The sequence below is a fragment of the Sphingomonas pokkalii genome, from assembly GCF_003096275.1.
Lineage (GTDB): Bacteria > Pseudomonadota > Alphaproteobacteria > Sphingomonadales > Sphingomonadaceae > Sphingomonas > Sphingomonas pokkalii.
On sequence record NZ_QENQ01000001.1, the window covers coordinates 499,635 to 521,136 of the forward strand.

A 21,502-nucleotide genomic window follows, 5' to 3' on the forward strand; every position below is an offset into this window, starting at 1 on the left:
GGGCGGAACATGACGTCCTTTGGGGAATTGAATCGGCCCGGCAACGAGGAGACTTCCGCATGGCCGCGCGCGCCTATTGGCAGGGACAGATCCGGCTGGCCCTCGTTTCGATTCCTGTCGAGATCTACACTGCCACCAAATCCGGCGCACAGATCGCGTTCCACCAGATCCACGCGCCGAGCGGCCAGCGGATAAAGTATGAGAAGGTGGCCCCCGGCGTCGGCGCGGTCGAGCCCGACGAGATCGTGAAGGGCTACGAGATCGAGAAGGGCGAATATGTCCTGCTCGACCAGGACGAGATCGATGCGGTGAAGCTCGAATCGAAGAAGACGCTGGAACTCACCCAGTTCGTCGATGCCGACGATATCGACGTGCTCTATTACGAGCGGCCCTATTTCGTCGTGCCGGCGGACGACCTGGCGGAGGAAGCCTTCATCGTACTGCGCGAGGCGCTGCGGCGGGCGCGCAAGGTGGGGCTGGGCCAGCTCGCGATGCGCGGCCGCGAATATGTCGTCAGCCTCAAGCCCTGCGGGCGCGGTATGATCCTCGAGACGCTGCGCTATGCCGATGAAGTGCAGAAGGCGCAGGGCTATTTCCGCGAGATCCCCGATGCCGATCCCGATCCCGAACTGCTCGACTTGGCCCAGACGCTGATCGAGAAGAAATCGGGCAGGTTTGACCCCAAGGGCTTTCACGATCGCTATGTCGATGCGCTGCGCAGCCTGATCGAGAAGAAGAAGAAGGCCAAGGGCGCGAAGATCATCGAAGATCCCGACAAGGCCGAGCCGCGCGGATCGAACGTCGTGGATCTGATGGCAGCGCTCAAGAAATCGCTGGGACCCGAGGTCAAGGCGAAGGCCACGCCCAAAAAGGCTCCGCCGAAGAAACCGGCGGCGAAGAAACGTGCCTGAGCCCGGCAGCCTCGCCCGCTACCATGCCAAGCGCGACTTCGCGAAGACGTCGGAGCCTGCCGGCACGGTCGCCAAGGGCAGCGGCAACCGCTTTCTGGTCCAGAAACATGATGCGACGCGTCTCCATTGGGATTTCCGTCTGGAAGTGGACGGCGTGCTCAAGAGCTGGGCGGTGACGCGCGGCCCCAGCCTCGACCCCGACGAGAAGCGGCTGGCGGTGCGGACCGAGGATCATCCGCTCTCCTATGCCGATTTCGAAGGCACCATCCCCAAGGGCGAATATGGCGGCGGCACCGTGATGCTGTGGGACAGCGGCACCTGGGAGCCGATCCCGGGCAAGCGCGCCGAGGACCTGGACAAGGGGCATCTCCATTTCGTGTTGCACGGGCATCGGATGCAGGGCGAATGGTTGCTGATCCGGCTGAAGCCGAGGGGTAAGGAAAAGGCTGAGAACTGGCTGCTCCGCAAGATCGACGATGGGTTTGCGGGCGCCACGGACGAACTGGTGGAAACCGGGCTGACCAGCGTCACGACCGGCCGCACGATGCAGGAGATCGCCGAGGGCGCCAAACCCGAGCACGTCGAGGGGCGGAACCGACCCGCCCTCCATCGTCATCCCCGCGAAGGCGGGGATCCATTAGCAAAGCGCTCAGCAGCAGGAGCCGAGACGCCTCCGTCAATGGATTCCCGCCTTCGCGGGAGTGACAAAGGTGAAATCGGTGCACGGTCCCGTAAAAAGCCCAAGGCGCCACCGTTCCAGCAACCCCAGCGCGCCACGCTGGTCGACACCGTCCCCACCGGCAACCAGTGGCTCCACGAGATCAAATATGACGGCTATCGCGCGCTGATCGCCACCGGCACGGGCGGGCCCAGACTCTATACGCGCTCCGGCCTCGACTGGACCGAGCGATTCCCCGGCATCGCCGAAGCCGCTGCGACGCTGCCGCCGGGCGCGCTGCTCGACGGCGAGATCGTCGCGATGAAAGACGGCAAGCCTGATTTCTCGACGCTGCAGGAGGCGATTTCCGCCGGCGGCGGGGGGCTGATCTGCTTCGCCTTCGATTTGCTCGCCGAAGCCGGCGAGGACCTGACGGCGCTTCCCCAGCTGGAGCGCAAGGAACGGCTGCGTTCGCTACTCGACGGCGCTGACGATCGCATCCGCTTCTCCGAGCATGTCCTTGGCCAGGGCGAAAAGCTGTTCGCGGCAATGTGCCGTGACCGGTTCGAGGGCGTCGTGTCCAAGCGCGCTGATGCGCCCTATCGCGGTACGCGCAGCAAGGTGTGGCTGAAGATCAAATGCACCCATCGCCAGGAATTCGTGATCCTGGGCTGGATTCCCTCCACCGCGCGGGGCCGGGAGTTCAAGTCGCTGCTGCTTGGCCTGAACGGCCGGGATGGGCTGGTCTATGCCGGCAAAGTCGGTACGGGCTTCGACCGCGAGACGCTGCGCTCCCTGCGCGAGCGCCTCGACCAGCGCGCCACCGACATGCCCGCCGCCAAAGTGCCCCGCCCCGAGGCGCGCGGTGCGCACTGGGTACAGCCCGAACTGGTCGCGGAGGTGGCCTTTGCGGAGTTCACTGCCGAGAAGGTGGTGCGCCATGCAAGTTTCCTGGGGCTACGCGAGGACAAGGCGGCCGATGCCGTGGTCGCCGAAGAGCCGGCGGCCCTGCCCGAGACCGCAGCCAGCACGATCAAGATCAGCAGCCGTGACCGCGTGATCTTCCCCGAATCGAAGCTTACCAAGGGCGATCTCGCCGACTATTACGCCGCCGTCGCGCCGATCGCGCTCCCTTGGCTCGCCGATCGCCCGATCAGCCTGGTCCGCTGCCCGCAAGGCCGCGCCAGGCAATGCTTCTTCCAGAAGCATGATGCCGGCAGCTTCGGCGAGCAGGTCCACCATGTCGACATTCGCGAAAAGGACGGATCGACCGAGCCCTATCTCTACCTCTCCGACGCCGACGGCATGCTCGCCTGCGTGCAGATGGGCACGATCGAATTCCATGGCTGGGGATCGCGCGTCGGCGATGTCGAGAAGCCCGATCGGCTGGTGTTCGATCTGGACCCGGACGAGGGACTCGACTTCGCCGCGGTGAAGAAGGCCGCGGCGTATCTGAAGGAGCAGCTCGCCGAAATCGGCCTCACCAGTTGGCCGATGCTATCCGGCGGCAAGGGCGTGCATGTGGTGGTGCCGCTGGTGCCAAGGGCGGAGTGGCCGGCCGCGAAGAGCTTCTGCGAACGCTTCGCCAAGGCGCTGGCGCAGGCCGAGCCTGACCGCTTCACCGCCAATCTTAAAAAGATAAGCCGCACCGGCCGCATCTTCATCGACTATCTGCGCAACCAGCGCGGGGCGACGGCGGTGCTGCCCTATGTCGCCCGCGCGCGGGCAAATGCGCCGGTCGCCGCGCCTGTCACCTGGAGCGAGCTGCGCACCATCGACAGCGCGGGCACCTTCACCATCCGCGACGCCGATGCGCTGATCGCACGCGCCGCCAGCCGCGCGCTGCGGGGCTGGGGCACCGCCGACCAGACGCTCCCCGATCTGTAACCTGTCCGTCACGAGAATTTCGCACGCGCGCCTTAGCGGGGCCTGCGGGAAGGCAGGTCCGTGCGCACAGCTTCGTCCGAGATCATCCGCTGGGTGGCGCTGCATGTGGTGCCGCAGGAACCGCAAGTGCGCGGCGCGCTGCGCCGTGCCGGCGTGGCGGAAGCGGATATCGACGATCTGATCCAGGATGCCTATTGCCGCTTCGCCGCGATGGACAGCATCGCCCATGTCGATCGGCCCGGCGCCTATTTCATGCAGATGGTGAAGAATCTCTGGCGCGACCAGTTGCGCCGCGCCCGCGTCGTGCGCTTCGAGGAAGTTACGGAAATTGCGACCTGGCTCGTCGAAGCAGAGGAACTGGGCGTGGAAGCGGCGGTGGCGGCGCGCGAGCAAATGCGGATGGTGGAGCAGTTGCTCGCCGATCTGCCCGAGCGATGCCGCACCATCTTCACGCTCAAGCGAATCGAAGGGCTGCCGCAACGAGAGATTGCGCGGCGGCTCGGGGTAAGTGAAAGCATCGTCGAGAACGATGTGCAGAAGGCGCTCCGGAGCATCCAGCGCGCGGTACGGACCGAGGGGTTCGAGAAGGAAGAATTGGGCGTTGGCGAACCGCGGCAAACCCGCATCCCGGCTTGAAGACGAGGCTGCCCGCTGGGCGGCCCGGATAGACGCATCGCCCGAAACCAGCCCCGCCGGCCTCGATCGCTGGCTGCGCGCCGACCCCGTGCATCCCGGTGCGCTGCTGCGCGCACAGGCGACGCTGGCGATGCTGGGCGGCACGGCACCCGAAGCACTGGCGCTGGAAGAAAAGGCGCCCGCCCGCCGCCGCTGGCTGCTCGGCGGCGCAGCGGCGGCGCTGGCCGCGTCGATCGCCACCGCCGCACTGCTGCTGCCGGCACGCGGCGAGCAGATCCGCACCGGCATCGGCGAGGTCCGCTCGGTCGCGCTGCACGACGGTTCGTCGCTTGCGGTCGATGCCCGCAGCGCTCTTGTCACCCGGATCGGCCCCGGCGCGCGGACCGTGGCACTCACCGACGGCAAGGCGCTGTTCCGCGTCCGCCACAATGCCGCCGCGCCGTTCCGCGTCACCGTCGGCGACGTGACGATCACCGATATCGGCACCGTGTTCCAGGTCGACGCCGATCGCGCCGCCGGCACGGTGGAAGTGCTGGTGAGCGAAGGGCTGGTGCAGGTCCAGTCCGCCGGCCGCACGCTGCGTCTTGCCGCCGGCCAGCGTGCGCGCTTCGCGATCGACGGGACGGCAAGCCCCACCGTGGAGCGCATCGACGCGCCCGGCATCGAGCGTGCGCTCGGCTGGACCAGCGGCCGGCTCGACCTCGACGGTGAAACGCTGGCCGAGGCGGTGGCCGAGCTCAATCGCCACAACCCGCTGCAGATCACCCTCGCCAGCCCGGCGCTTGGCCGCGAGAAGCTGTACGGCGCCTTCCGCATCGACGATCCCGCCGGCTTCGCCCAGAGCGCGGCGATCGGCCTCGGCACCCGCGCGCGGATCGGCCAGGATGCGATCCTGATCGGCGCCCCGGAAAAAATTAGCCCCTCGCTAAGGAAATCGCGCCGCCCCCCGTCGAGCCTTTGACAACCGAGCCATTCCGGCTCCGGGGGGTGGAAGACATGATCTCGAAGAATCGCTGGCTCGGCGCGACGGCAGTCGTGGCGATGAGCACGCTCGCCCAGCCCGCGCTGGCGCAGGTGCAGAGCTTCAACATTCCCGCGCAGGACGTCACCGCCGCGGTGCGGCTGCTGGCCCGCCAGAGCGGCGTGCAGATCATGGTCGCGGGCAGCGTCGGTGCGGGTCATCGCACCAATGCCGTTGTGGGCAAGCTGCGGGTGGATGGCGCACTGGAACAGATGCTTGCTCGCACCGGCCTGATTGCGATCAGCCCTGGGCCGAATGTCTATGTGATCGTTCCAGGCGAATATCGGGCCAGAACCAGCCAGGCCGAACCGGCAGCCGAAGAGGCCCCGGGCGAGATCGTCGTCACCGGCTTCCGCGCCTCGCAGCGCGAAGCGGTGGCCGAGAAGCGCGCCGCCGACAACGTCATCGAAACGCTGCACGCCAATGATGTCGGCAAGCTGCCCGACCAGAATGTCGCCGAGGCGATCAAGCGCCTGCCCGGCCTGTCGGTCGCCAATGATCAGGGCGAGGGCCGCTATGCGATCGTCCGCGGCATCGATCCCAGCCTGCTCAACGTCACGCTCAACGGCCAGACGCTGCCCGCCCCCGAACCCGGCAGCCGCCAGGTGAAGCTCGACGATCTTCCCTCAGCGATGATCCAGTCGGTTGCGATCACCAAGTCGCTGCTCGCCAGCCAGGACGCCAATGCGATCGCCGGCGAAGTGGCGATCCGCACCCGCACCGGCTTTGACAGCGCCAAGCCCTTCTTCCTCGACGCGCGCGCCGCGCAGGGCTGGTATTCGCTCAATCATAAGGTGCCCTATGAGCTGGACGGCACCGTGGGGGGCCGCTTCGGCGCGCAGCAGCAGTTCGGCGCGGTCGTCTCGGTCAATTATTCGCAGCGCCCGATCGAGAGCCAGAACTACCAGGGCTCGAGCAACTGGAGTGCCGCCGGCATTCCCGACGGCAACGGTCTGCGCGACTATAACCTCACCCGCACCCGCCTGGGCGTGGTCGGCAATTTCGACTGGCACGCCAGCGATGCGGCGAAGCTGTACCTGCGCACCAGCTATTCGAAGTTCCAGGACCATGAGACGCGCGACCAGAACCGGCTCGCCGTTGGCGACCCCAATGCGCTGACCGGCAGCGCATCGATCCTGGTGCGCAACCGCAACGAGGACGACAACACCAAGTCGGTCACCCTCGGCGGAGAATTCCGCGACGTCGCCGGCGGCACGCTGGAGCTTTCGGGCAACTGGACCCGCGCCGAGAAAAGCGATCCGCTGCGCAGCGAATTCACCTTCGCGACCGACAAGAAGAAGCCGCTGACGCTGCGCTACGATCCCACCACCTACCCCTATACCCTCGCGGCGACGACGCCGGTGTTCACCAACCCGTCGCTGTTCCTGTTCAGCAAGGTCAATTTCGACCAGCGCTTCACCTATGAGGAACTGTGGCAAGGCCGCATCGATTACAGCCACCCGGTCGCGATCGGCGATGATTCCAGCATCAAGCTGGGTGGCAAATATCTGACGCGCGATAAATATAACGATCAGAACAAGTCGAATTACGGCGCCGGCGGCACCAAATGGACGCTGGGCAGCAACGTCGCCAGCATCGGCGAGACCGACTTTTATGACGGCATGTTCGGCTTTGGCGAGCGGATCAACTATGCCAATGCAGCCGCCTATTTCAACGCAAACCCCTCGGTTGCGAAGCTGAATACGACGAGCACGATCAGCGACACGCTGTCGAACGATTCCAAGGTTCGCGAAAATATCGCCGCAGGCTATGTGATGGCGACGCTGAAGTTCGGCGGCCTCACCGTGATTCCGGGCGTGCGCGTCGAACATACCGAGGATGATGTGAAGGCCAAGGTGGTCAACGCCGCCTCGACCCTGACCGATGGCTATAACAGCTTCGGCCACACCAGCTATACGGACGTGTTCCCCGGCGTGAACGCCAAGTTCGAACTCACGCGGGACCTGTTGCTGCGCGGCGCGGTGACCACGTCGATCGGCCGCCCCAACTATGCCAACCTCGCGCCGTTCGTGGTGGTCGACACCAGCGATCCCGCGACCGCGGCGATTGCGCTCGGCAATCCGAACCTCAAACCCTATCGCGCGGTGAATTACGACGCGACGCTCGAATTCTATCCGGCGCCGGGTGCGATCGTCTCGGCGGGGGCCTTCCACAAGCAGATCGACAACCCGATCTACAGCAACACCGTTCGCCAGACCAACGTGACCGCGGCCAACGTCACCTATGCCGCGGCCAACGTCACCAGCCTGCTCAACGCCGATTCGGAAACGATCACCGGCGTCGAAGGCAATGTGCAGCTGCAGTTCACCTTCCTGCCCGGCCTGCTCGGCGGATTCGGCGTCTCGGCGAACTTCACCCATGTCTGGGGCCACGCCAATGCCGGTGCCGTCCGCGCCGGCGACCTTCCGCTCGCCTTCCAGTCGAAGAATGTCGGCAATGCGCAGATCTTCTTCGAGAAATATGGGCTGAGCGCGCGCGTCGCGTTCAACTATCGCTCCTCGTACCTCGATACGATTTCGACGGCGGCGGCGACCGACCAATATACCGATGGCAATGGCCAGCTCGACGTGCACCTCAGCTATCAGGTGACGCCGCAGTTCACCCTGTTCGGCGATGCGATCAACCTGACCGACGCGCCGTGGCGCCGCTATATCGGTTCGCGCAACCTGCTGGTTGAACGCGAACGCTATGGCACGCAGCTGCGCGGCGGCGTGCAGATCCACTTCTGAGGAACGAACGATGATGAAGCTGCGGATCGCATTGGGGCTGGCGCTGGCAATGGGTTCACCGGCGATCGCCGGCACCCGCCCCGCCGATCCGCTGGTGGTGGACCGTGTCGTGGTGCTGATGCGCCATGGTGTCCGCCCGCCGACCAAGGCTCCGGCGATGCCGGCCGAGGTCACCCCCGATCGCTGGCCGGACTGGCCGGTTCGGCCGGGCTGGCTCACCCCCCACGGCGCCGCCGCCGTGGCGCGGCTGGGCAGCGCCGATGGGGTCGCATGGCGCCAGTACGGCCTGCTCCCGGCCAAGGGCTGCCCCGTGCCCGCCGCGATCCGCATCGTCGCGGACAGCGATCAACGCACCATCGCGACGGCCAAGGCCTGGGCGGCGACGCTGGTGCCGGGCTGCACGCTGGCGATCGACCATCGCCCGCAGGACGAACCCGATCCCCGCTTCTCGGCGATCGAATCGGGCAAGGCACCGCTCGACCCTGCCCGGGCCGATGCGGCCGTGGCGGCCGAAGTCGGCCCCGGCGGGTTCGCCGCGCTCGACGCGCGCTATCGGCCGCTGCTCACCCGGCTCGACACGATTCTGTGCGGCACCCCGCGCCCCGGCTGCGGCGTTTCCGCCACACCGACCGGGGTCGCCCCGGCGCGCGCGGACAAGCGCCCCAAACTCACCGGCGCGCTCGACCGCGCCTCCACCGCCGCCCAGATCCTGCTGCTCGAGGCGGCCGAGGGCAAGCCGATGGCGGAGATTGGCTGGGGCCGCGCGACGCTGGCCGACGTCACCGCGCTGGGGGAGTTCCACGCCCTCGAGTTCCGCATCCTCGCCCGCCCGCGCGACATTGCCGCGGCCAATTTCGCCGGGCTGGCCGATATCGTTCGCGCCGGGCTGGCCGATACCGGCCCGCGCATCACGATGATCTCCGGCCATGACACCAACATCGCCAATCTTGGCGGGCTGTTCGCGGTGCACTGGCAGGTGCCGGGCTTCGCCGCCGACGATCCGGTGCCCGGCGGTGCGCTGATCCTGGAGCGGCTGCACGACAAGGCCGGCACGCGCTATGTCCGCATCCGCTATCGCGCGCAGACGCTGGAGCAGCTCCGCAGCGCCCGGCCGCTGGGCATCCACGGCCCGCACGATCGGATTCTTTCCATCCCCGGATGCAACGCGCGCGGTCAGGCAGGGTTGTGTACCCTGGACGCAGCGCTCGCCAAGCTCGGCTAACGCAGTCCCGAACATCTCCCGTGTTGCATGGCACCATCGTTTCGCCCATCACCACGGCCGAGAAAGGGAAGCAGCTGTGGCCAGCCTTGCCGAGGCGGGATTGTTCGACGCCGGCACGATCGCCGATCGTTGGATAACGGAATATTGCGGGCTCGCGCCGGCAGGGGACGTGCTGTGCGCGCCCGTGGGCGATGCGTGGCGCGCGCTGTTCGAGGAACTGGCCGGGCTTTCCGGCGAGGGGTTCGCGCTGGCGCGGGAACGGTCCCATCGCCACGCCGAGGATATCGGCACCGGCTACCGCGTCGGGGATGAAGGGGAAGAACGCCCCTGGCCGCTTTCGCCGGTGCCCTTGCTGATCGAAACCGCCGAATGGCGCGGGATCGAAGCGGGCGTGGTCCAGCGTGCCGAACTGATGGAAGCGCTGCTGCGCGATCTGTACGGTCCCTGCCAGCTGGTCGCGGAAGGCCATGTCCCGGCCGCCTTGTTGACCGGCAGTCCGTTCTTCCTGCGGCCGCTCACCCATCTGACGCCGCCGGGGGAACACCATCTTCACTTCGTCGCGTTCGATCTGTGCCGCAGCCCCGATGGCCATTGGCGGGTGCTGGCCGATCATCTGCGGGCGCCCGCGGGTGCCGGCTATGCGCTGGAAAACCGGCTGGCGATGGCGCGCACGCTGGGCGGTCTGCAGGGGCGGCTCAACATCGAACGCCACGCTCCGTTCTTCGCTGCCTTTCGCGATGGCGTCGCCGCCGCCTGTCGCCGTGCCGAACCGCGCATGGCGCTGCTCACGCCGGGGCGCTTCACCGCCAGCTATGCCGAACAGGCGCATCTCGCCCGCTATCTGGGCTTCCTGATGGTGGAGGGCGCCGATCTCGCCGTGCTCGACGATCGGCTCTATGTCCGCACCATCGCCGGGCTGAAGCGCATCGATGCGCTGTGGCACCGTTTCGATCCACGTTTTCTGGATCCGCTGGCGCTTGATTCGCATTCGCGGATCGGCGTCGCCGGGCTGATCGATGCGATGGTGGCCGGCAATGTCGTGATCGCCAACGCGCCCGGCGCCGGGCTGCTCGAAGCGCCGGCCTTTGCCGCCTTCCTGCCGCGGCTGAGCGAGATCGTGCTCGGCGAGCCGCTGCGCCTGCCCAACATCGCCACCTGGTGGTGCGGCCAGCCGGCGGAGGCTGCCCATGTCGCCGCCAATATCGAGGGGCTGGTGCTGGCACCCGCGTTCGGCACGCCGCCGCTGGGTCTGCCGGGCGGCGGGCAGGCGATCGGCGCGCAGCTTGATGCCGCGGCGCGTGCGGCGCTGCTCGACGATCTGGGTCGACGGCCGCAGGATTATGTCGGGCAGGAACTGGTCTGCCTTTCCACCATGCCTGCGGTCAACGAGGATCGCCTGGCCGCGCGGCCGTTCACGCTGCGCGTGTTCGCGGCGCGCGATGCGGAAGGGCGCTGGGTGGTGATGCCCGGCGGCTTCGCGCGGATCGGCGATCATGCCGATGCGCGGGCGGCGGTGATGGGGGAGGGCAGCTGGTCCGCCGATGTCTGCGTCCATGGGCCCGATCCGGTGCTGCCGGTATCGCTGTTGCCGGCGGGGGATTCCACCCAGCTGCGCCGCAATCCGGGCACACTGCCCAGCCGCGTTGCGGACAACATGTTCTGGCTCGGTCGCTATCTGGAACGGGGCGAGGCGCTGCTCTCGGTGCTGCGGGTGCTGCTCGGCCATTCGATCAGCGCGGATACCGGTGCGGCGCTGGCGCCGGAAACGGTGGGCCGGCTCGCACAGATCGTCGTTACCGCCGGTGCGGCGCCGGCACCGCGTGCGCTGAAGCGTCAGGATCTCACCCAGCTTGCCCGCGCCGCCCTGGAAGCGGAGGGCGAGGGGCAGAGCGTGCGCAGGATCAACCAGCAGGCACGCATGATCGGGGCGGTATCGCGCGATCGCCTGTCGGCGGACATGATCCGGCTGCTCGATGCGCCCTTTCCCGAACGCGGCGTGCTGCTCGATCGCGCCGGATCGCTGCAGCGTCGCTATTCTGCGCTGGCCGGGCAGGCGGCCGAGCATATGGGCCGTACCGATGCCTGGCGCTTCCACGATCTCGGCCGCCGGGTGGAGCGGGCGCTGGCAACGATCGGTTTCCTCCGCGCGCTGGGCCAGCCCGATGCCACTGCCGACGATCTTTCCACCTTGCTCGATCTCAGCGACAGCCAGATCAGTTATCGGCAGCGTTATCTGACCGGGATGGCGCGGGTGCCGGTGCTCGATCTGCTGGCGCTCGATCCGGGCAATCCGCGCGGCATCGCGTTCCAGGCCGCGGCGATCTCCGCCCATCTCAATGCGCTGCCGGTGCTATCCGATGATGGCCTGGCCGAGCCGCAGCAGGAACAGGCCCGCGCGATCGCGGCGGCACTGGTCACGGCGCGGGCGACACGGATCGACGATGCGTGGCTGGCCGATCTCCAGGCCCGGCTCGGCGCGCTGTCGGATGCGATCGGCCGCCGCTATTTCCTGCACGGTGCCGAGCCGCTGCGGGCGGCGGGGCTGGTGCTCGCATGATGTTCTACGGCATCCGCCACGTGACGCGATTCGACTATGCCCAGCCGGTCGCCTTCGCGCGCTGCAATTTGCGCCTGAAGCCCATCCTCTGGTCCGGCCAGACCATCGAAGACTACCGGCTGACGGTGCAACCGGGCGGGCGCACCTATCCGGCACGGGCGGAAGCGGGGCTCGCCAATGTCGTGCGGCTGGTCGTCGAGCATGATGCCAGCAGCCTGACGATCGAGAGCCGCGCCCGTATCCGCGTTCATCGGCCGATTCCGGTGCCCGCGCCGGACGATCCGACGCTGCGCCAGATCGCGGCCTGGGCACGCGAAAGCCGTGATCCCACGCCGGCGGGTCCTGCCGCCTATCTGTTCCCTTCGCCGTTGATTCCGCTGGATCGCGACATCGCCGCCTGGTGCGCCGAGGAACTCGATCCCGATCGCGGCATCCTCGATGCCGGCATCGCGCTCGCCCGTCGCATCCAGCGCGACTTCACCTTCGACCCCACCGCTACCTTGGTCGATACCCCCCCGCACGAGGCCTTCGCCCAGCGCGGCGGGGTCTGCCAGGATTTCGCGCAGATCATGCTCTCCGGATTGCGCGCGGCCGGGCTGCCGGCCGCCTATGTCTCCGGCTATCTTCGCACGCTGCCGCCGCCCGGCCAGCCGCGGCTGGTGGGGGCGGATGCCACCCATGCGTGGGTGCTGCTGTGGTGCGGACCGAAGCTGGGCTGGGTGGGGGTCGATCCCACCAACGGTATCTGGATGGCCGAGGATCATATCGTCGTCGCGATCGGCCGCGACTATGCCGATATCGCCCCGATCGACGGCATCGTGCTGGGATCGGGCGCGCAGGACATGCGCGTTTCGGTCGATGTCGAACCGCTGGACGTGGTGGCCTGATCGGCAGGCTCAATGCTCCACCGTGCCGTTCGGGCCGAAGTTCAGCCGCCGCGTGACGTTATAGTCGAGCACCGCCATCACAAAGTAGGCGACAAACTGTTTCGCGCGCGTCCACCACCCCGTCCGCGCCTTGTAGAGTTCGGCGGTGATCCGCTCCGATTGTGCCACCTCGCCATCGACATAGGCGCGGACATGGGCGGCAAAGGCGCGGTCCTTGATCCGCAGCATCAGCTCGAGATTAAGGAACATGCTGCGGATGTCGAAATTGGCCGAGCCGATATGAACGATATCGTCGATGACATAGAGTTTCGTGTGCAGCTTGGTCGGCTGATATTCATGGATCTGCACGTTCTTCCGCAACAGCCCGGCATAAGTGAACCGCGCCGCCCAGATCGCGGCGCCGTGGTCCAGCTTCGACGGCAGCACGAGCCGCACGCGGCCGCGCCGCCCGGCCTTGTCTAGCCGGCGCAGCATCGCCGGGCTGGGCGCAAAATAGGCGGCGATGATGTCGAGCTGCTTTGCCCTTTCCATGTCATGCTTCACCACGCGGGCCCAGGGCGACAGCCGCCGCATCGGTCCCCCGAGCAGCCAGCGGGTGGCGCCTTCGGGCTCGCTCCACGCCTTCAGCGTCCGTCCGAGCGCACGAAGCGAAGCCCGGGGCCGCTTCGCCCAGCTCGCCAGCGCGTCGAAATAGCCGGTCAGGCGCTCGGCCGCCGGCCCTTCGACCAGCAGCCCCAGATCGCGCCAGGCGTGATCCGCGATGGTGCCGAAATAGCTGGTTTCGATATTGAAGCCACCGATGATCGCGCGCGACTCGTCGGCCAATGCCAGCTTCTGATGGTTGCGCAGGAGATAGCGCCGGCCCCAGCGCGGTACGAAGCGGCATACTTCCACGCCCGCATCGCGCAGCGGCGCGAAAAAGTCGTGCGCTTCCGCAGGTTCGCTGCCAAGTCCGTCGACGATCAGTACCACCCGCACGCCGCGCGCGGCAGCGTCGATCAGTGCCTGGCGTACGGCGCGGCCGGCGTCGTCATCGAGATAGATGTAATACAGGACGCGCAGCGTGTGTCGCGCTTCCGCGATCAGCGCCAGCAGCGCACGCAGCCGTTCCGGCCCTTCTGTCAGCATCGACAAGCGGTTGCCGTCGACGGTGAAGCTGGGCTGGGTGGGAGGGGCCATGGCATGGTCATGCCCATGGGTAGTCGGGGCGGCAAGGGGAACAGAATCGGCATAGGGCGCCATCGATGGTCGTGCTCCGCGCTGTGAGCGTGCGTAACGATCGAAACCGCCGGCGGGTTCGTCGGCCGTCCGCCCGGCTTTTTCTTGACATTTGCAGGCGCCGCCTCTAACTGGCCCGTCTTTCCCGCACCCTGAAATCAAGGAAGAACAGGATGGCGCGCGTCACTGTCGAAGATTGCGTCGACAAGATTCCGAACCGGTTCGACCTGGTGTTGTTCGCCGCGCAGCGCGCGCGTCAGATCTCCGGCGGTGCCGATCTGACGCTGGATCGCGATCGCGACAAGAATCCGGTCGTCGCTCTGCGCGAAATCGCGGAAGAGACGGTTCGTCCCGATCACTTGCAGGAAGCGGTGGTATCGAGCCTCCAGCGCGTCCGCATCGATGACGAGGAAGCGCCGGACGAAATCGGTTCGATCGCGGCCCAAGCCGAGGCGCTGCGCCTTACCGCGGCGGCGCCGCCGCGCAACCAGAATCTGGGCAGCGACTACGAGGGCTGATCGCCTGCGAAGCGAACCAACGACAAAGGGGCTGGCGGCGACGCCGGCCCTTATTGTTTATGCCCCGATCCGGGCGCGCAGGGTGGCGTCGTCGAGCTGCTCGAGCGTGAGCAGCGCGGCATAGGGGTCGCCTGCCAGCCCCAGCACCTGCGCAAAGGCGGGCTCGGTCTTGGCGCCCGCGTGCCGGCGCGCCATCACGGCAGCGCGCAGCGGTTCGCCGCCCAGCGCGAGCAACCGCTGCTCGATCGCGAAGTGCCGCCAGCCGAGTTGCTCGGCAACGGGGCAGGCCTGGCCGAACAGCTCGAACAGCCAGCCGGCGCAGTGGAAGCGCGCGACTACGGGACAATCGCTGCCCTGCCACTGCCACATCGCGAAACCGGGCAGGTCGCGATGGGATTCCCAAACCGCCGAGGCGAAAACCTGCGGATCGGGGGCGTTGCAGAGGATGTCGACGTCGCTGTCGGGCAGGTCGAGGCCGAGCGGCGGCGTGCCCGCGACGTGCGGATCGAAGACGGCGAGTTGCGTGAGAACACCGCTTTGCGCGAGCGCTTCGGTATAGGACGGGCGGCTATAGGAATGGCGCATGTGCGTCGCTACCGTTTCCTCCCCCGCCGGGGGGAGGTGTCAGGCGCAGCCTGACGGAGGGAGAGGAAGCACGACGGTCGAGAGGTTCTGGCATCCTCCCCCACCGCCGCGCTTCGCGCGCCACCTCCCCCTGGCGGGGGAGGATAGGCTATTGCTGTTCCTGCTCGGGCTCGGATGCCGGCTCGCTGCGCCCCTTGAAGCCCTGCGCCACCACATACCATTCCACCGAGCCCTTGCGGCTGGCGGGCGGCTTGGCGTGCTTCACGGTGGCGAAGGCGCGTTTCATCTCCGCGATCAGGGCCGAATCGGCGCCGCCCGCAAACACCTTGGCGACGAAATCGCCGCCGGGCGCCAGTGTCTTGAGCGCGAAGTCGAACGCGGTCTCGACCAGCGCCATGGTGCGTAGCGCGTCGGTCTGCGGGTGGCCCACGGTGTTGGCCGCCATGTCCGAAAGGATTAGATCCGGCATACCGCCCAACGCCTCGATCAGCTTGTCCGGCGCGGCATCGTCCATGAAATCCATCTGCAGAAGGGTTGCGCCTTCGATCGGATCGACGGGCAGCAGATCGATTCCCACCACCGCCGCTTTGGGCAGCACGCGCCGCACCACCTGAGTCCAGCCGCCGGGTGCCACGCCCAGATCGACGACCCGCCTGGCACCCTTGAGAAAGCCGAACTTCTCGTCCAGCTCCGTCAGCTTATATGCTGCGCGGCTGCGATAGCCCTCGGCCTTGGCGCGCCGGACATAGGGATCGTTCAGCTGTCGCTCCAGCCAGCGCGTCGATTGCGCCGTACGGCCGCGCGCCGTCCGCACGCGGACATGGCCGCGGCCACCGCCCCTGCTCATCGAATCTTCCTCACAAACTCACTAGCCCACCTAGAGGGGCGCGCCGCCGATCAGCCGCCGCAGGATGCCTTCGCGAATGCCGCGATCGGCGATGCCTAGCCGCTCGGCGGGCCAGATGTCGAGGATCGTCTCCAGGATCGCACAGCCCGCAACCACCAGATCGGCACGTTCGTTGCCGATGCAGGGCACCTGGGCGCGTTCCTTCACGCTCATGCGGGCGATCTTTTCGCTTACCGCGCGCATGGCCGCGCTCGGCACGATCAGGCCGTCGACGGCGGAGCGGTCGTAGGAAGCGAGTCCCAGATGGACGCTGGCCAGCGTCGTCACGGTACCGCTGGTGCCCAGCAACCTGCGGGTGCCTTTGGGCGTGCGTAAGCGGGCGACGAACGGCGCGAAGCTTTCCCGCACCCGCGCCCGCATGTCCGCATAGGCGGCGGCTCGCGCTTCGGCACCCACGGCCTTGCTCTGCCCGGTCGCCTCGCTGAGCGACACCACGCCCCAGGGGGCGCTGTGCCAGTCGAGGATATGCGGCACCGGGGCCTTCGAATCGACCAGCACCAGCTCGGTCGATCCGCCGCCGATGTCGAATACCAGCGCCGGGCCGTCGCCTGGTTCCAGCAGGGCGTGGCAGCCGAGCACCGCCAGCCGGGCTTCCTCTTCCGCGGTGATGATATCCAGCGCGATGCCGGTTTCGCGATAGACGCGCTCGATGAAGGCGCCGCCGTTGCTCGCTTGCCGGCACGCCTGCGTGGCTACCGATCGGGCGAGCGTGACGTTGCGGCGCTTGAGCTTGTCCGCACAGACGCGCAACGCCGCCAGCGTCCGTTCGATCGCGGCATCCGAAAGCTTGCCGGTGGTTGCCAGTCCTTCACCCAGCCGCACGATTCGCGAAAATGCATCGATCACCGCAAAGCCGCCGCCTTGCGGACGCGCTATCAGCAGCCGGCAGTTATTGGTGCCCAGATCGAGCGCGGCATAATGGCCTGCGTCGTTCCATCGATTCGCCGGGCGGTTCGGTGCCACCGGCCCTACGGGCCGGACAGCGGCAACGCGCCCTCCGCGGGGCATTCTGGCGGAGCCATCCCCCATCACATCAACTCGCTTATGCTCTTCCGTCACCGAACCAAAACGGCTCAGCCGGTGCTTGGATGCGAGGCTAGACGAGGGATGGGCCCAGCGCAAGGCGAGCGGAACAATGCAGCGTTGACAGCCGGGCCGTGCCGCCCTATCTGGCGCGACCTGTCCGGTGCCCCGTCGTCTAAAGGTAAGACTACGGACTCTGACTCCGTCAATTGAGGTTCGAATCCTCACGGGGCATCCAACAGCGCGCGGCATGTCCGCGAAATCCAGTGGACGCCGACGTCCCGACAGCCTTCTCGGCATTGAGCGCGGGAGGCATTGCCATTCGGCCTATCTCCAAGCTGTATTCGGCGATAGCAAGGCGTCCTGCCGCGGCGAGACCGACTTTGGCATCTACTCGACCACCTTTCTGGAGCAGGCCTTCCGCACCGACGCGTACCGCATCACGCTGACCTTCCATGATGACGGATCGTGGGGCTACCGCACCGCAACCGAGCTGAAGCTCGAAGGGCAGAATATGCCGTTCCCGCACTAGGACCGGAACCGGCAGAAGCGCGTGGGCGATCCGCTGCCCAACCCCTGGGGGCAATCATCGGCAGCCGAAATGCAGGAAGTGCGATACAGGCGGCATCGCCTGAGAAGCGGCTGGAGCCACGGTATTCCCACCCTCGGTTGCCGCACGGGACAGACCGTATCGCATCGCGGCTTTTCCGAACCGTTTCCATCGCGTACCTCGCCCAGACGAAAACAATGGAGGAAGCGGCTGGTGGCAAGGGCGGGAAAGCCGACGCAGAGTGCCACGATCATCGATGTGGCGGCGCGCGCGGGCGTTTCGGCGATGACGGTATCGCGCGTGATCAACGGGCGCAGTGGGGTCAGCGCCGAAACCCGCGCCGCCGTGGAGAAGGCCGTCGCGGAGCTCGCCTATGTGCCCAATGCCGCGGCGCGCAGTCTCGTCACCTCGGCCGAACTGCGGATCGGCGTGCTCTATTCCAATCCCAGCGCGGCGTTCATGAGCGAGTTTCTGACCGGCGTTTTCGAAGAAGCATCGATCCGCGGTGCGCGGCTGGTGCTGCTGAAGGGGGAAGGGGGGCGCCCCCCGGCAGCGGAGGCGTTGGCGAAGTTCGCCGCGACGGGGCTGTCCGGGATCATCCTGGCACCGCCGCTGGGCGAATCCGTGGCCGTGCTCCAGGCGTTGCGCGGCGTAGGCGTGCCGATGGCAGCGATCGGTGCGCATGGGGTGCGCGGCGCCACTTGTGTCCGGATCGATGATCGCCACGCAGCATATGAGATGACTCGCCATCTGCTCGATCTTGGCCACCGCCGGATCGGCTTCGTGCTGGGCAACCCGGATCAGGCGGCGAGTGCCGAGCGGATGGCCGGGTTCTATGAGGCGGTCCGCGAGGTCGATGGGGTAGCGGTGCAGGTTGCGCAGGGCGATTTCAGCTACGCCTCCGGGCTGGCGGCGGGCGAGCAGTTGCTGGATGGCCCGGCGCCGCCCACCGCCGTGTTCGCCAGCAATGATGACATGGCCGCCGCCATCGTCTCGGTAGCGCATCGGCGACAGCTCGACGTGCCGCGCCAGCTTACCGTTGTCGGATTCGACGATACCACCGCGGCTGTCACGCTCTGGCCGCCGTTGACGACCGTGCACCAGCCGGTGCGCCGGCTGGCCGCCGAAGCGCTGGCGCTGGTCGCCAGCGAGGCGCGGGCGCCGGGCGGCAAGCAGCGGCCGCGCCGCGATCGCATCCTCGACCACAGCCTGATTCAACGCAGCTCCACCGCCGCCCCGCCGGGCGATTAGCCGTTGGGCGCCAACTCCTCGACATAGCTGAACCAGGCGAAATCGGCGTGGCCGCCGGCACCGGACAGATCCTGGCAGGCCATGCCCACGAACGCGCCGGTGAAGTTGGGCAGGCCTGGCACGGTCACTTCGTCGGAAAGGACGCTGGCGTCCAGCGTGCCGCCCACCGGGTGCCATTGTACCTCGCCATCGCCGCGCCAGGCGAAACGCAGCGCCGCATGGTCCACGGCCGCGCGCAACTCGATCGCACCCTCGGGAAGGTCGGTGGCCACCACATCGCCGCTGCACCCGGTTTCGGGATCTGCCGAAAGTAGCGCCAAGACCCGCCGTCCCGCATCATCGGCGGTGACGTGCAGATAATGGAACTTGGTGCTGTTGTAGTAGCAGGTGAGCCCTGCGGCTTGCTGGTACTGCGCCGGGCGGATGTCCAGCCGGGTCGTCGCGGTGAAACGGAAGGCCGTCTGGCGCCGGGCGACCAGCGCCTGTTCGAAATGGCTGCCGATCGTCTCGCGGCCGAAAAGCCGCAGCCAGCCGGGCCGCGCCGAAAGGCTGAACAGTCGATCGGGTTCCGGGGTGCGCAGCCATTGGAATGCCGTGGGCAGTTTCGGGCCATCGAAGCGGCCGTCGTCGGTCGGGCCGGGCCAGGGGCTGGGCGGCAGTGACGGCAGCGGCGGGCTGGGGTCGGGGGCGCCCGATCCGTCCAGCGTGCGCAGCCAGCCATCGTCGCACCAGCGCATCGGCTGGATCGCGGTCTCTCGCCCCAGCACGCAGCGTGCCCGGCCGGGCAGCGGCCGTCCGCACAAATAGGCAAGCCAGGGCGTGCCATCGGCCAGTTCGATCAGATCGCCATGGCCGGCGCGGGTGATGGCGCCGTCCTGCCGGCCGTTGCCGCTCAGCACCGCACCGTCGGGATGCACGGCATAGGGGCCGAACAGCGCGCGCGCGCGTGCCATCACCACGGCATGGTCCCAGCCGGTGCCGCCTTCGGCGACCAGCAGATGGTAGAATCCGTCGCGCTTGTAGAGGTGCGGGCCCTCGGTGAAGCCGCGGTCGGTGCCGGTGAAGATCAGGCGACGCTCCCCCACCAACTGGCGCGTCTCGCGGTCCATTTCCTGCACGACGATCCCGGCGAAGCGGCGGTGGCCGGGCCGGTGATCCCAGAGCATGTTGAGCAGCCAGCTGCGGCCGTCGTCATCATGGAACAGCGCAGGGTCGAAGCCGCTGCTGTTGACGCGCACCGGATCGGACCAGGGGCCGTCGATCGAATCCGCCACCACGACATAATTGTGGAAATCGCGCAGCGAGGCGCCGTCCGCGCCGCTCACCGTCGTCTGTCCGTAGCGTTTCACATCGGTATAGACGAGCCAGAAGCGGCCATGGGCATAGCTCAGGTCCGGTGCCCATACCCCGCAGGAATCGGGATCGCCGCGCATGTCGAGCTGGGTCGCGCGGGAAAGTGGCCTGCCGACAAGCCGCCAGTGCACCAGATCGCGGCTATGGTGGATTTGCACGCCGGGAAACCATTCGAAGGTGGAGGTGGCGAGGAAGAAGTCCTCGCCCACGCGGACGATCGACGGATCGGGGTTGAAACCGGGAAGGATCGGATTGCGAAACTGCGTCATGCGGGCTTGCGTACCAGGGTCCAGAGAAGTGCGGCGCCGAACAGGTCGAGCACGCCGAGCAGGAGGAAGAAGGGGCCGTAGCCGACCTGGTCGACCAGGCCGCCCAGCGTCAGCGAGAAGATCAGAACGCCCAGATTGCCGGCCAGCCCAGCCAGCCCGGCGGCGGTCGCCACTTCGTTGCGGCGGAACAGGTCGGAGGCCATGGTGATGACGGTCACCGACAGCGTCTGGTGGGCGAAGCCGCCCAGGCACAACAGGGCGATCGCGGCGTAGGGACTGGCGACCATGCCGACGAACGCCATGCCTGTCATCATCGTCGCGCCCAGCGTGAATGCCCAGCGCCGCGCGTCGATCAGCGCGATCCCGCGCCGCTGCAGGAATGCCGCGACGGCCGGGCCGAACAGGCAGCCGAGATCGGCGGCGAGGAAGGGCAGCCAGGCGAACAGCGCGATCTGGCCGAGATCGAAACCGCGCACGCGCGCCAGGTACAGCGGCATCCAGAAGGACAGCATGCCCCATACCGGATCGGCGAGCAGCCGAGGCAGGGCGATGCCCCACAGGTCGCGGCGGCGGAGCAGCGCGGGGATCGAGGCGCGGGTGCCGCTGGCGGAAAGGCGCGCTTCCTGCCCTTCGTCGATCAGCCGGCGTTCCGCCGCGCCCAGCCGGGGATGGCTTGCCGGCCCACGGTACCAGAGCAGCCACAGCGCGGACCAGGCCAGACCCATCGCGCCCGCGGCGAAGAAAGCCAGCCGCCAGCTCTGCGTCATCACCGCCCAGGCGACGAGCGGCGGCGCCAGGATCGCGCCGAACGACGCGCCGATATTGTAGATGCCGCCGGCGACGCCGCGCTCGCGCGCCGGAAACCATTCCGCCACCAGCTTCTGCCCTGCCGGCTGCGCCGATCCCTCCGCCAGACCGAGCAGGCCGCGCAGAGCCGCGAAGCTGATCCAGCCGGTAGCGAAGCCGTGCGCCATCGTGAGCAGCGACCATAGCGCGACGCAGAGTGCGAAGCCCAGCCGCAGCCCGACGCCATCCAGCAGATAGCCGGCCAGCGGCTGGAACATCACACCGATCTGGAACGCGCCGGTGATCCAGCCATATTGCTGGTTGCTGATCGCCTGCTCGGCCAGGATCATCGGCGCCGCGACGCCCAACACCGACCTGGCGAGATAGTTCAGGACCATCGCCCCGACGAACAGGGCGATCATCGTCCATCGCAGATGCGGAAGGAAGGTCCGGCGCAAGGCGCGCTCCGTTAACGTGAACAATGGCGCGACGCTAGGCAGAACCGCCGCCAAA

The 21,502-nt window shown here is 67.6% G+C and carries 17 protein-coding genes and 1 tRNA gene; 12 read left to right on the plus strand and 6 right to left on the minus strand.

From position 1 onward, the window contains the following. The first annotated feature begins 59 nt into the window (after window positions 1–59). The 8 genes from ku (at window position 60) to DD559_RS02470 (ending at window position 12,529) form a co-directional block, all read left to right on the plus strand. The gene (ku, locus tag DD559_RS02435; protein WP_116467787.1) at window positions 60–911 is read left to right on the plus strand and encodes a non-homologous end joining protein Ku; all 852 of its coding nucleotides are present in this window, start codon (window positions 60–62) and stop codon (window positions 909–911) included. Continuing rightward, window positions 904–3,456, plus strand: coding sequence for a DNA ligase D (gene ligD, locus DD559_RS02440; RefSeq protein WP_116467788.1), 2,553 nt, complete (start codon window positions 904–906; stop codon window positions 3,454–3,456). Before ku ends, ligD begins: the two co-directional genes overlap by 8 nt. 60 nt (window positions 3,457–3,516) lie before the next feature. Beyond that, window positions 3,517–4,092, plus strand: coding sequence for an RNA polymerase sigma factor (locus DD559_RS02445; RefSeq protein ID WP_240610087.1), 576 nt, complete (start codon window positions 3,517–3,519; stop codon window positions 4,090–4,092). Beyond that, window positions 4,058–5,053, plus strand: a complete 996-nt coding sequence (locus DD559_RS02450) for a FecR family protein (protein WP_240610088.1) — start codon at window positions 4,058–4,060, stop codon at window positions 5,051–5,053. The genes DD559_RS02445 and DD559_RS02450 overlap by 35 nt, the downstream gene beginning before the upstream one ends. A gap of 35 nt (window positions 5,054–5,088) precedes the next feature. Further along, entirely contained in the window at window positions 5,089–7,863 is a 2,775-nt protein-coding gene (locus DD559_RS02455) for a TonB-dependent receptor (protein WP_116467791.1), read from the plus strand. Between the two features lie 10 nt (window positions 7,864–7,873). Further along, the gene (locus DD559_RS02460) at window positions 7,874–9,085 is read left to right on the plus strand and encodes a histidine-type phosphatase (RefSeq protein ID WP_240610089.1); all 1,212 of its coding nucleotides are present in this window, start codon (window positions 7,874–7,876) and stop codon (window positions 9,083–9,085) included. A 76-nt stretch (window positions 9,086–9,161) separates the two neighbouring features. Next, window positions 9,162–11,642, plus strand: coding sequence for a circularly permuted type 2 ATP-grasp protein (locus tag DD559_RS02465; RefSeq protein ID WP_116467792.1), 2,481 nt, complete (start codon window positions 9,162–9,164; stop codon window positions 11,640–11,642). Beyond that, window positions 11,642–12,529, plus strand: coding sequence for a transglutaminase family protein (locus tag DD559_RS02470; protein ID WP_116470666.1), 888 nt, complete (start codon window positions 11,642–11,644; stop codon window positions 12,527–12,529). The genes DD559_RS02465 and DD559_RS02470 overlap by 1 nt, the downstream gene beginning before the upstream one ends. A gap of 9 nt (window positions 12,530–12,538) precedes the next feature. Here the strand turns inward: DD559_RS02470 and DD559_RS02475 are convergent, their stop codons facing one another. Beyond that, window positions 12,539–13,708, minus strand: coding sequence for a phospholipase D-like domain-containing protein (locus tag DD559_RS02475; protein WP_240610090.1), 1,170 nt, complete (start codon window positions 13,706–13,708; stop codon window positions 12,539–12,541). 212 nt (window positions 13,709–13,920) lie between these two features. Between DD559_RS02475 and rpoZ the strand changes: the two genes are divergently transcribed. After that, window positions 13,921–14,265 carry a DNA-directed RNA polymerase subunit omega gene (rpoZ, locus tag DD559_RS02480; protein WP_116467794.1) on the plus strand — a complete coding sequence of 115 codons (345 nt, stop codon included), beginning with the start codon at window positions 13,921–13,923 and terminating at the stop codon, window positions 14,263–14,265. Window positions 14,266–14,322: 57 nt separating this feature from the next. Here rpoZ and DD559_RS02485 read toward each other — a convergent pair whose 3' ends face one another. The 3 genes from DD559_RS02485 to DD559_RS02495 form a co-directional block, all read right to left on the minus strand. Continuing rightward, window positions 14,323–14,850 (minus strand): DUF4269 domain-containing protein, encoded by a 528-nt coding sequence (locus tag DD559_RS02485; protein WP_116467795.1) that lies wholly within the window; start codon window positions 14,848–14,850, stop codon window positions 14,323–14,325. A gap of 148 nt (window positions 14,851–14,998) precedes the next feature. Continuing rightward, a complete protein-coding gene (locus DD559_RS02490; RefSeq protein ID WP_116467796.1) occupies window positions 14,999–15,697 on the minus strand; it encodes an RlmE family RNA methyltransferase in 699 nt (232 codons plus the stop codon). Between the two features lie 30 nt (window positions 15,698–15,727). After that, window positions 15,728–16,765, minus strand: coding sequence for a Ppx/GppA phosphatase family protein (locus tag DD559_RS02495; protein WP_116467797.1), 1,038 nt, complete (start codon window positions 16,763–16,765; stop codon window positions 15,728–15,730). Window positions 16,766–16,944: 179 nt separating this feature from the next. On the opposite strand from DD559_RS02495, the gene DD559_RS02500 reads away from it, so the two are divergent. The 3 genes from DD559_RS02500 (at window position 16,945) to DD559_RS02510 (ending at window position 18,581) form a co-directional block, all read left to right on the plus strand. After that, window positions 16,945–17,018, plus strand: a tRNA-Gln gene (locus DD559_RS02500). Between the two features lie 12 nt (window positions 17,019–17,030). Beyond that, window positions 17,031–17,312: a hypothetical protein gene (locus DD559_RS02505; protein ID WP_116467798.1), complete on the plus strand. Its 282-nt coding sequence runs from the start codon at window positions 17,031–17,033 to the stop codon at window positions 17,310–17,312. A 231-nt stretch (window positions 17,313–17,543) separates the two neighbouring features. After that, on the plus strand, window positions 17,544–18,581 hold the full coding sequence (locus DD559_RS02510; RefSeq protein WP_116467799.1) for a LacI family DNA-binding transcriptional regulator: 1,038 nt from the start codon (window positions 17,544–17,546) through the stop codon (window positions 18,579–18,581). On the opposite strand, the gene DD559_RS02515 is transcribed toward DD559_RS02510, so the two are convergent. Both DD559_RS02515 and DD559_RS02520 read right to left on the minus strand, forming a co-directional pair. Beyond that, window positions 18,578–20,203: a glycoside hydrolase family 43 protein gene (locus DD559_RS02515; RefSeq protein WP_116467800.1), complete on the minus strand. Its 1,626-nt coding sequence runs from the start codon at window positions 20,201–20,203 to the stop codon at window positions 18,578–18,580. The genes DD559_RS02510 and DD559_RS02515 overlap by 4 nt on opposite strands. Further along, on the minus strand, window positions 20,200–21,411 hold the full coding sequence (locus tag DD559_RS02520; protein WP_116470667.1) for an MFS transporter: 1,212 nt from the start codon (window positions 21,409–21,411) through the stop codon (window positions 20,200–20,202). Before DD559_RS02520 ends, DD559_RS02515 begins: the two co-directional genes overlap by 4 nt. Window positions 21,412–21,502 lie beyond the last annotated feature (91 nt).

Bases quoted from the DNA above. Each gene is read 5' to 3' on its own strand.
- ku (WP_116467787.1), top strand. From the start codon at position 60: ATGGCCGCGCGCGCCTATTGGCAGGGACAGATCCGGCTGGCCCTCGTT.
- DD559_RS02455 (WP_116467791.1), top strand. From the start codon at position 5,089: ATGATCTCGAAGAATCGCTGGCTCGGCGCGACGGCAGTCGTGGCGATG.
- DD559_RS02460 (WP_240610089.1), top strand. From the start codon at position 7,874: ATGATGAAGCTGCGGATCGCATTGGGGCTGGCGCTGGCAATGGGTTCA.
- DD559_RS02470 (WP_116470666.1), top strand. From the start codon at position 11,642: ATGTTCTACGGCATCCGCCACGTGACGCGATTCGACTATGCCCAGCCG.
- DD559_RS02475 (WP_240610090.1), bottom strand. From the start codon at position 13,708: ATGGCCCCTCCCACCCAGCCCAGCTTCACCGTCGACGGCAACCGCTTG.
- rpoZ (WP_116467794.1), top strand. From the start codon at position 13,921: ATGGCGCGCGTCACTGTCGAAGATTGCGTCGACAAGATTCCGAACCGG.
- DD559_RS02485 (WP_116467795.1), bottom strand. From the start codon at position 14,850: ATGCGCCATTCCTATAGCCGCCCGTCCTATACCGAAGCGCTCGCGCAA.
- DD559_RS02490 (WP_116467796.1), bottom strand. From the start codon at position 15,697: ATGAGCAGGGGCGGTGGCCGCGGCCATGTCCGCGTGCGGACGGCGCGC.
- DD559_RS02495 (WP_116467797.1), bottom strand. From the start codon at position 16,765: ATGCCCCGCGGAGGGCGCGTTGCCGCTGTCCGGCCCGTAGGGCCGGTG.
- DD559_RS02505 (WP_116467798.1), top strand. From the start codon at position 17,031: ATGTCCGCGAAATCCAGTGGACGCCGACGTCCCGACAGCCTTCTCGGC.
- DD559_RS02515 (WP_116467800.1), bottom strand. From the start codon at position 20,203: ATGACGCAGTTTCGCAATCCGATCCTTCCCGGTTTCAACCCCGATCCG.
- DD559_RS02520 (WP_116470667.1), bottom strand. From the start codon at position 21,411: ATGATCGCCCTGTTCGTCGGGGCGATGGTCCTGAACTATCTCGCCAGG.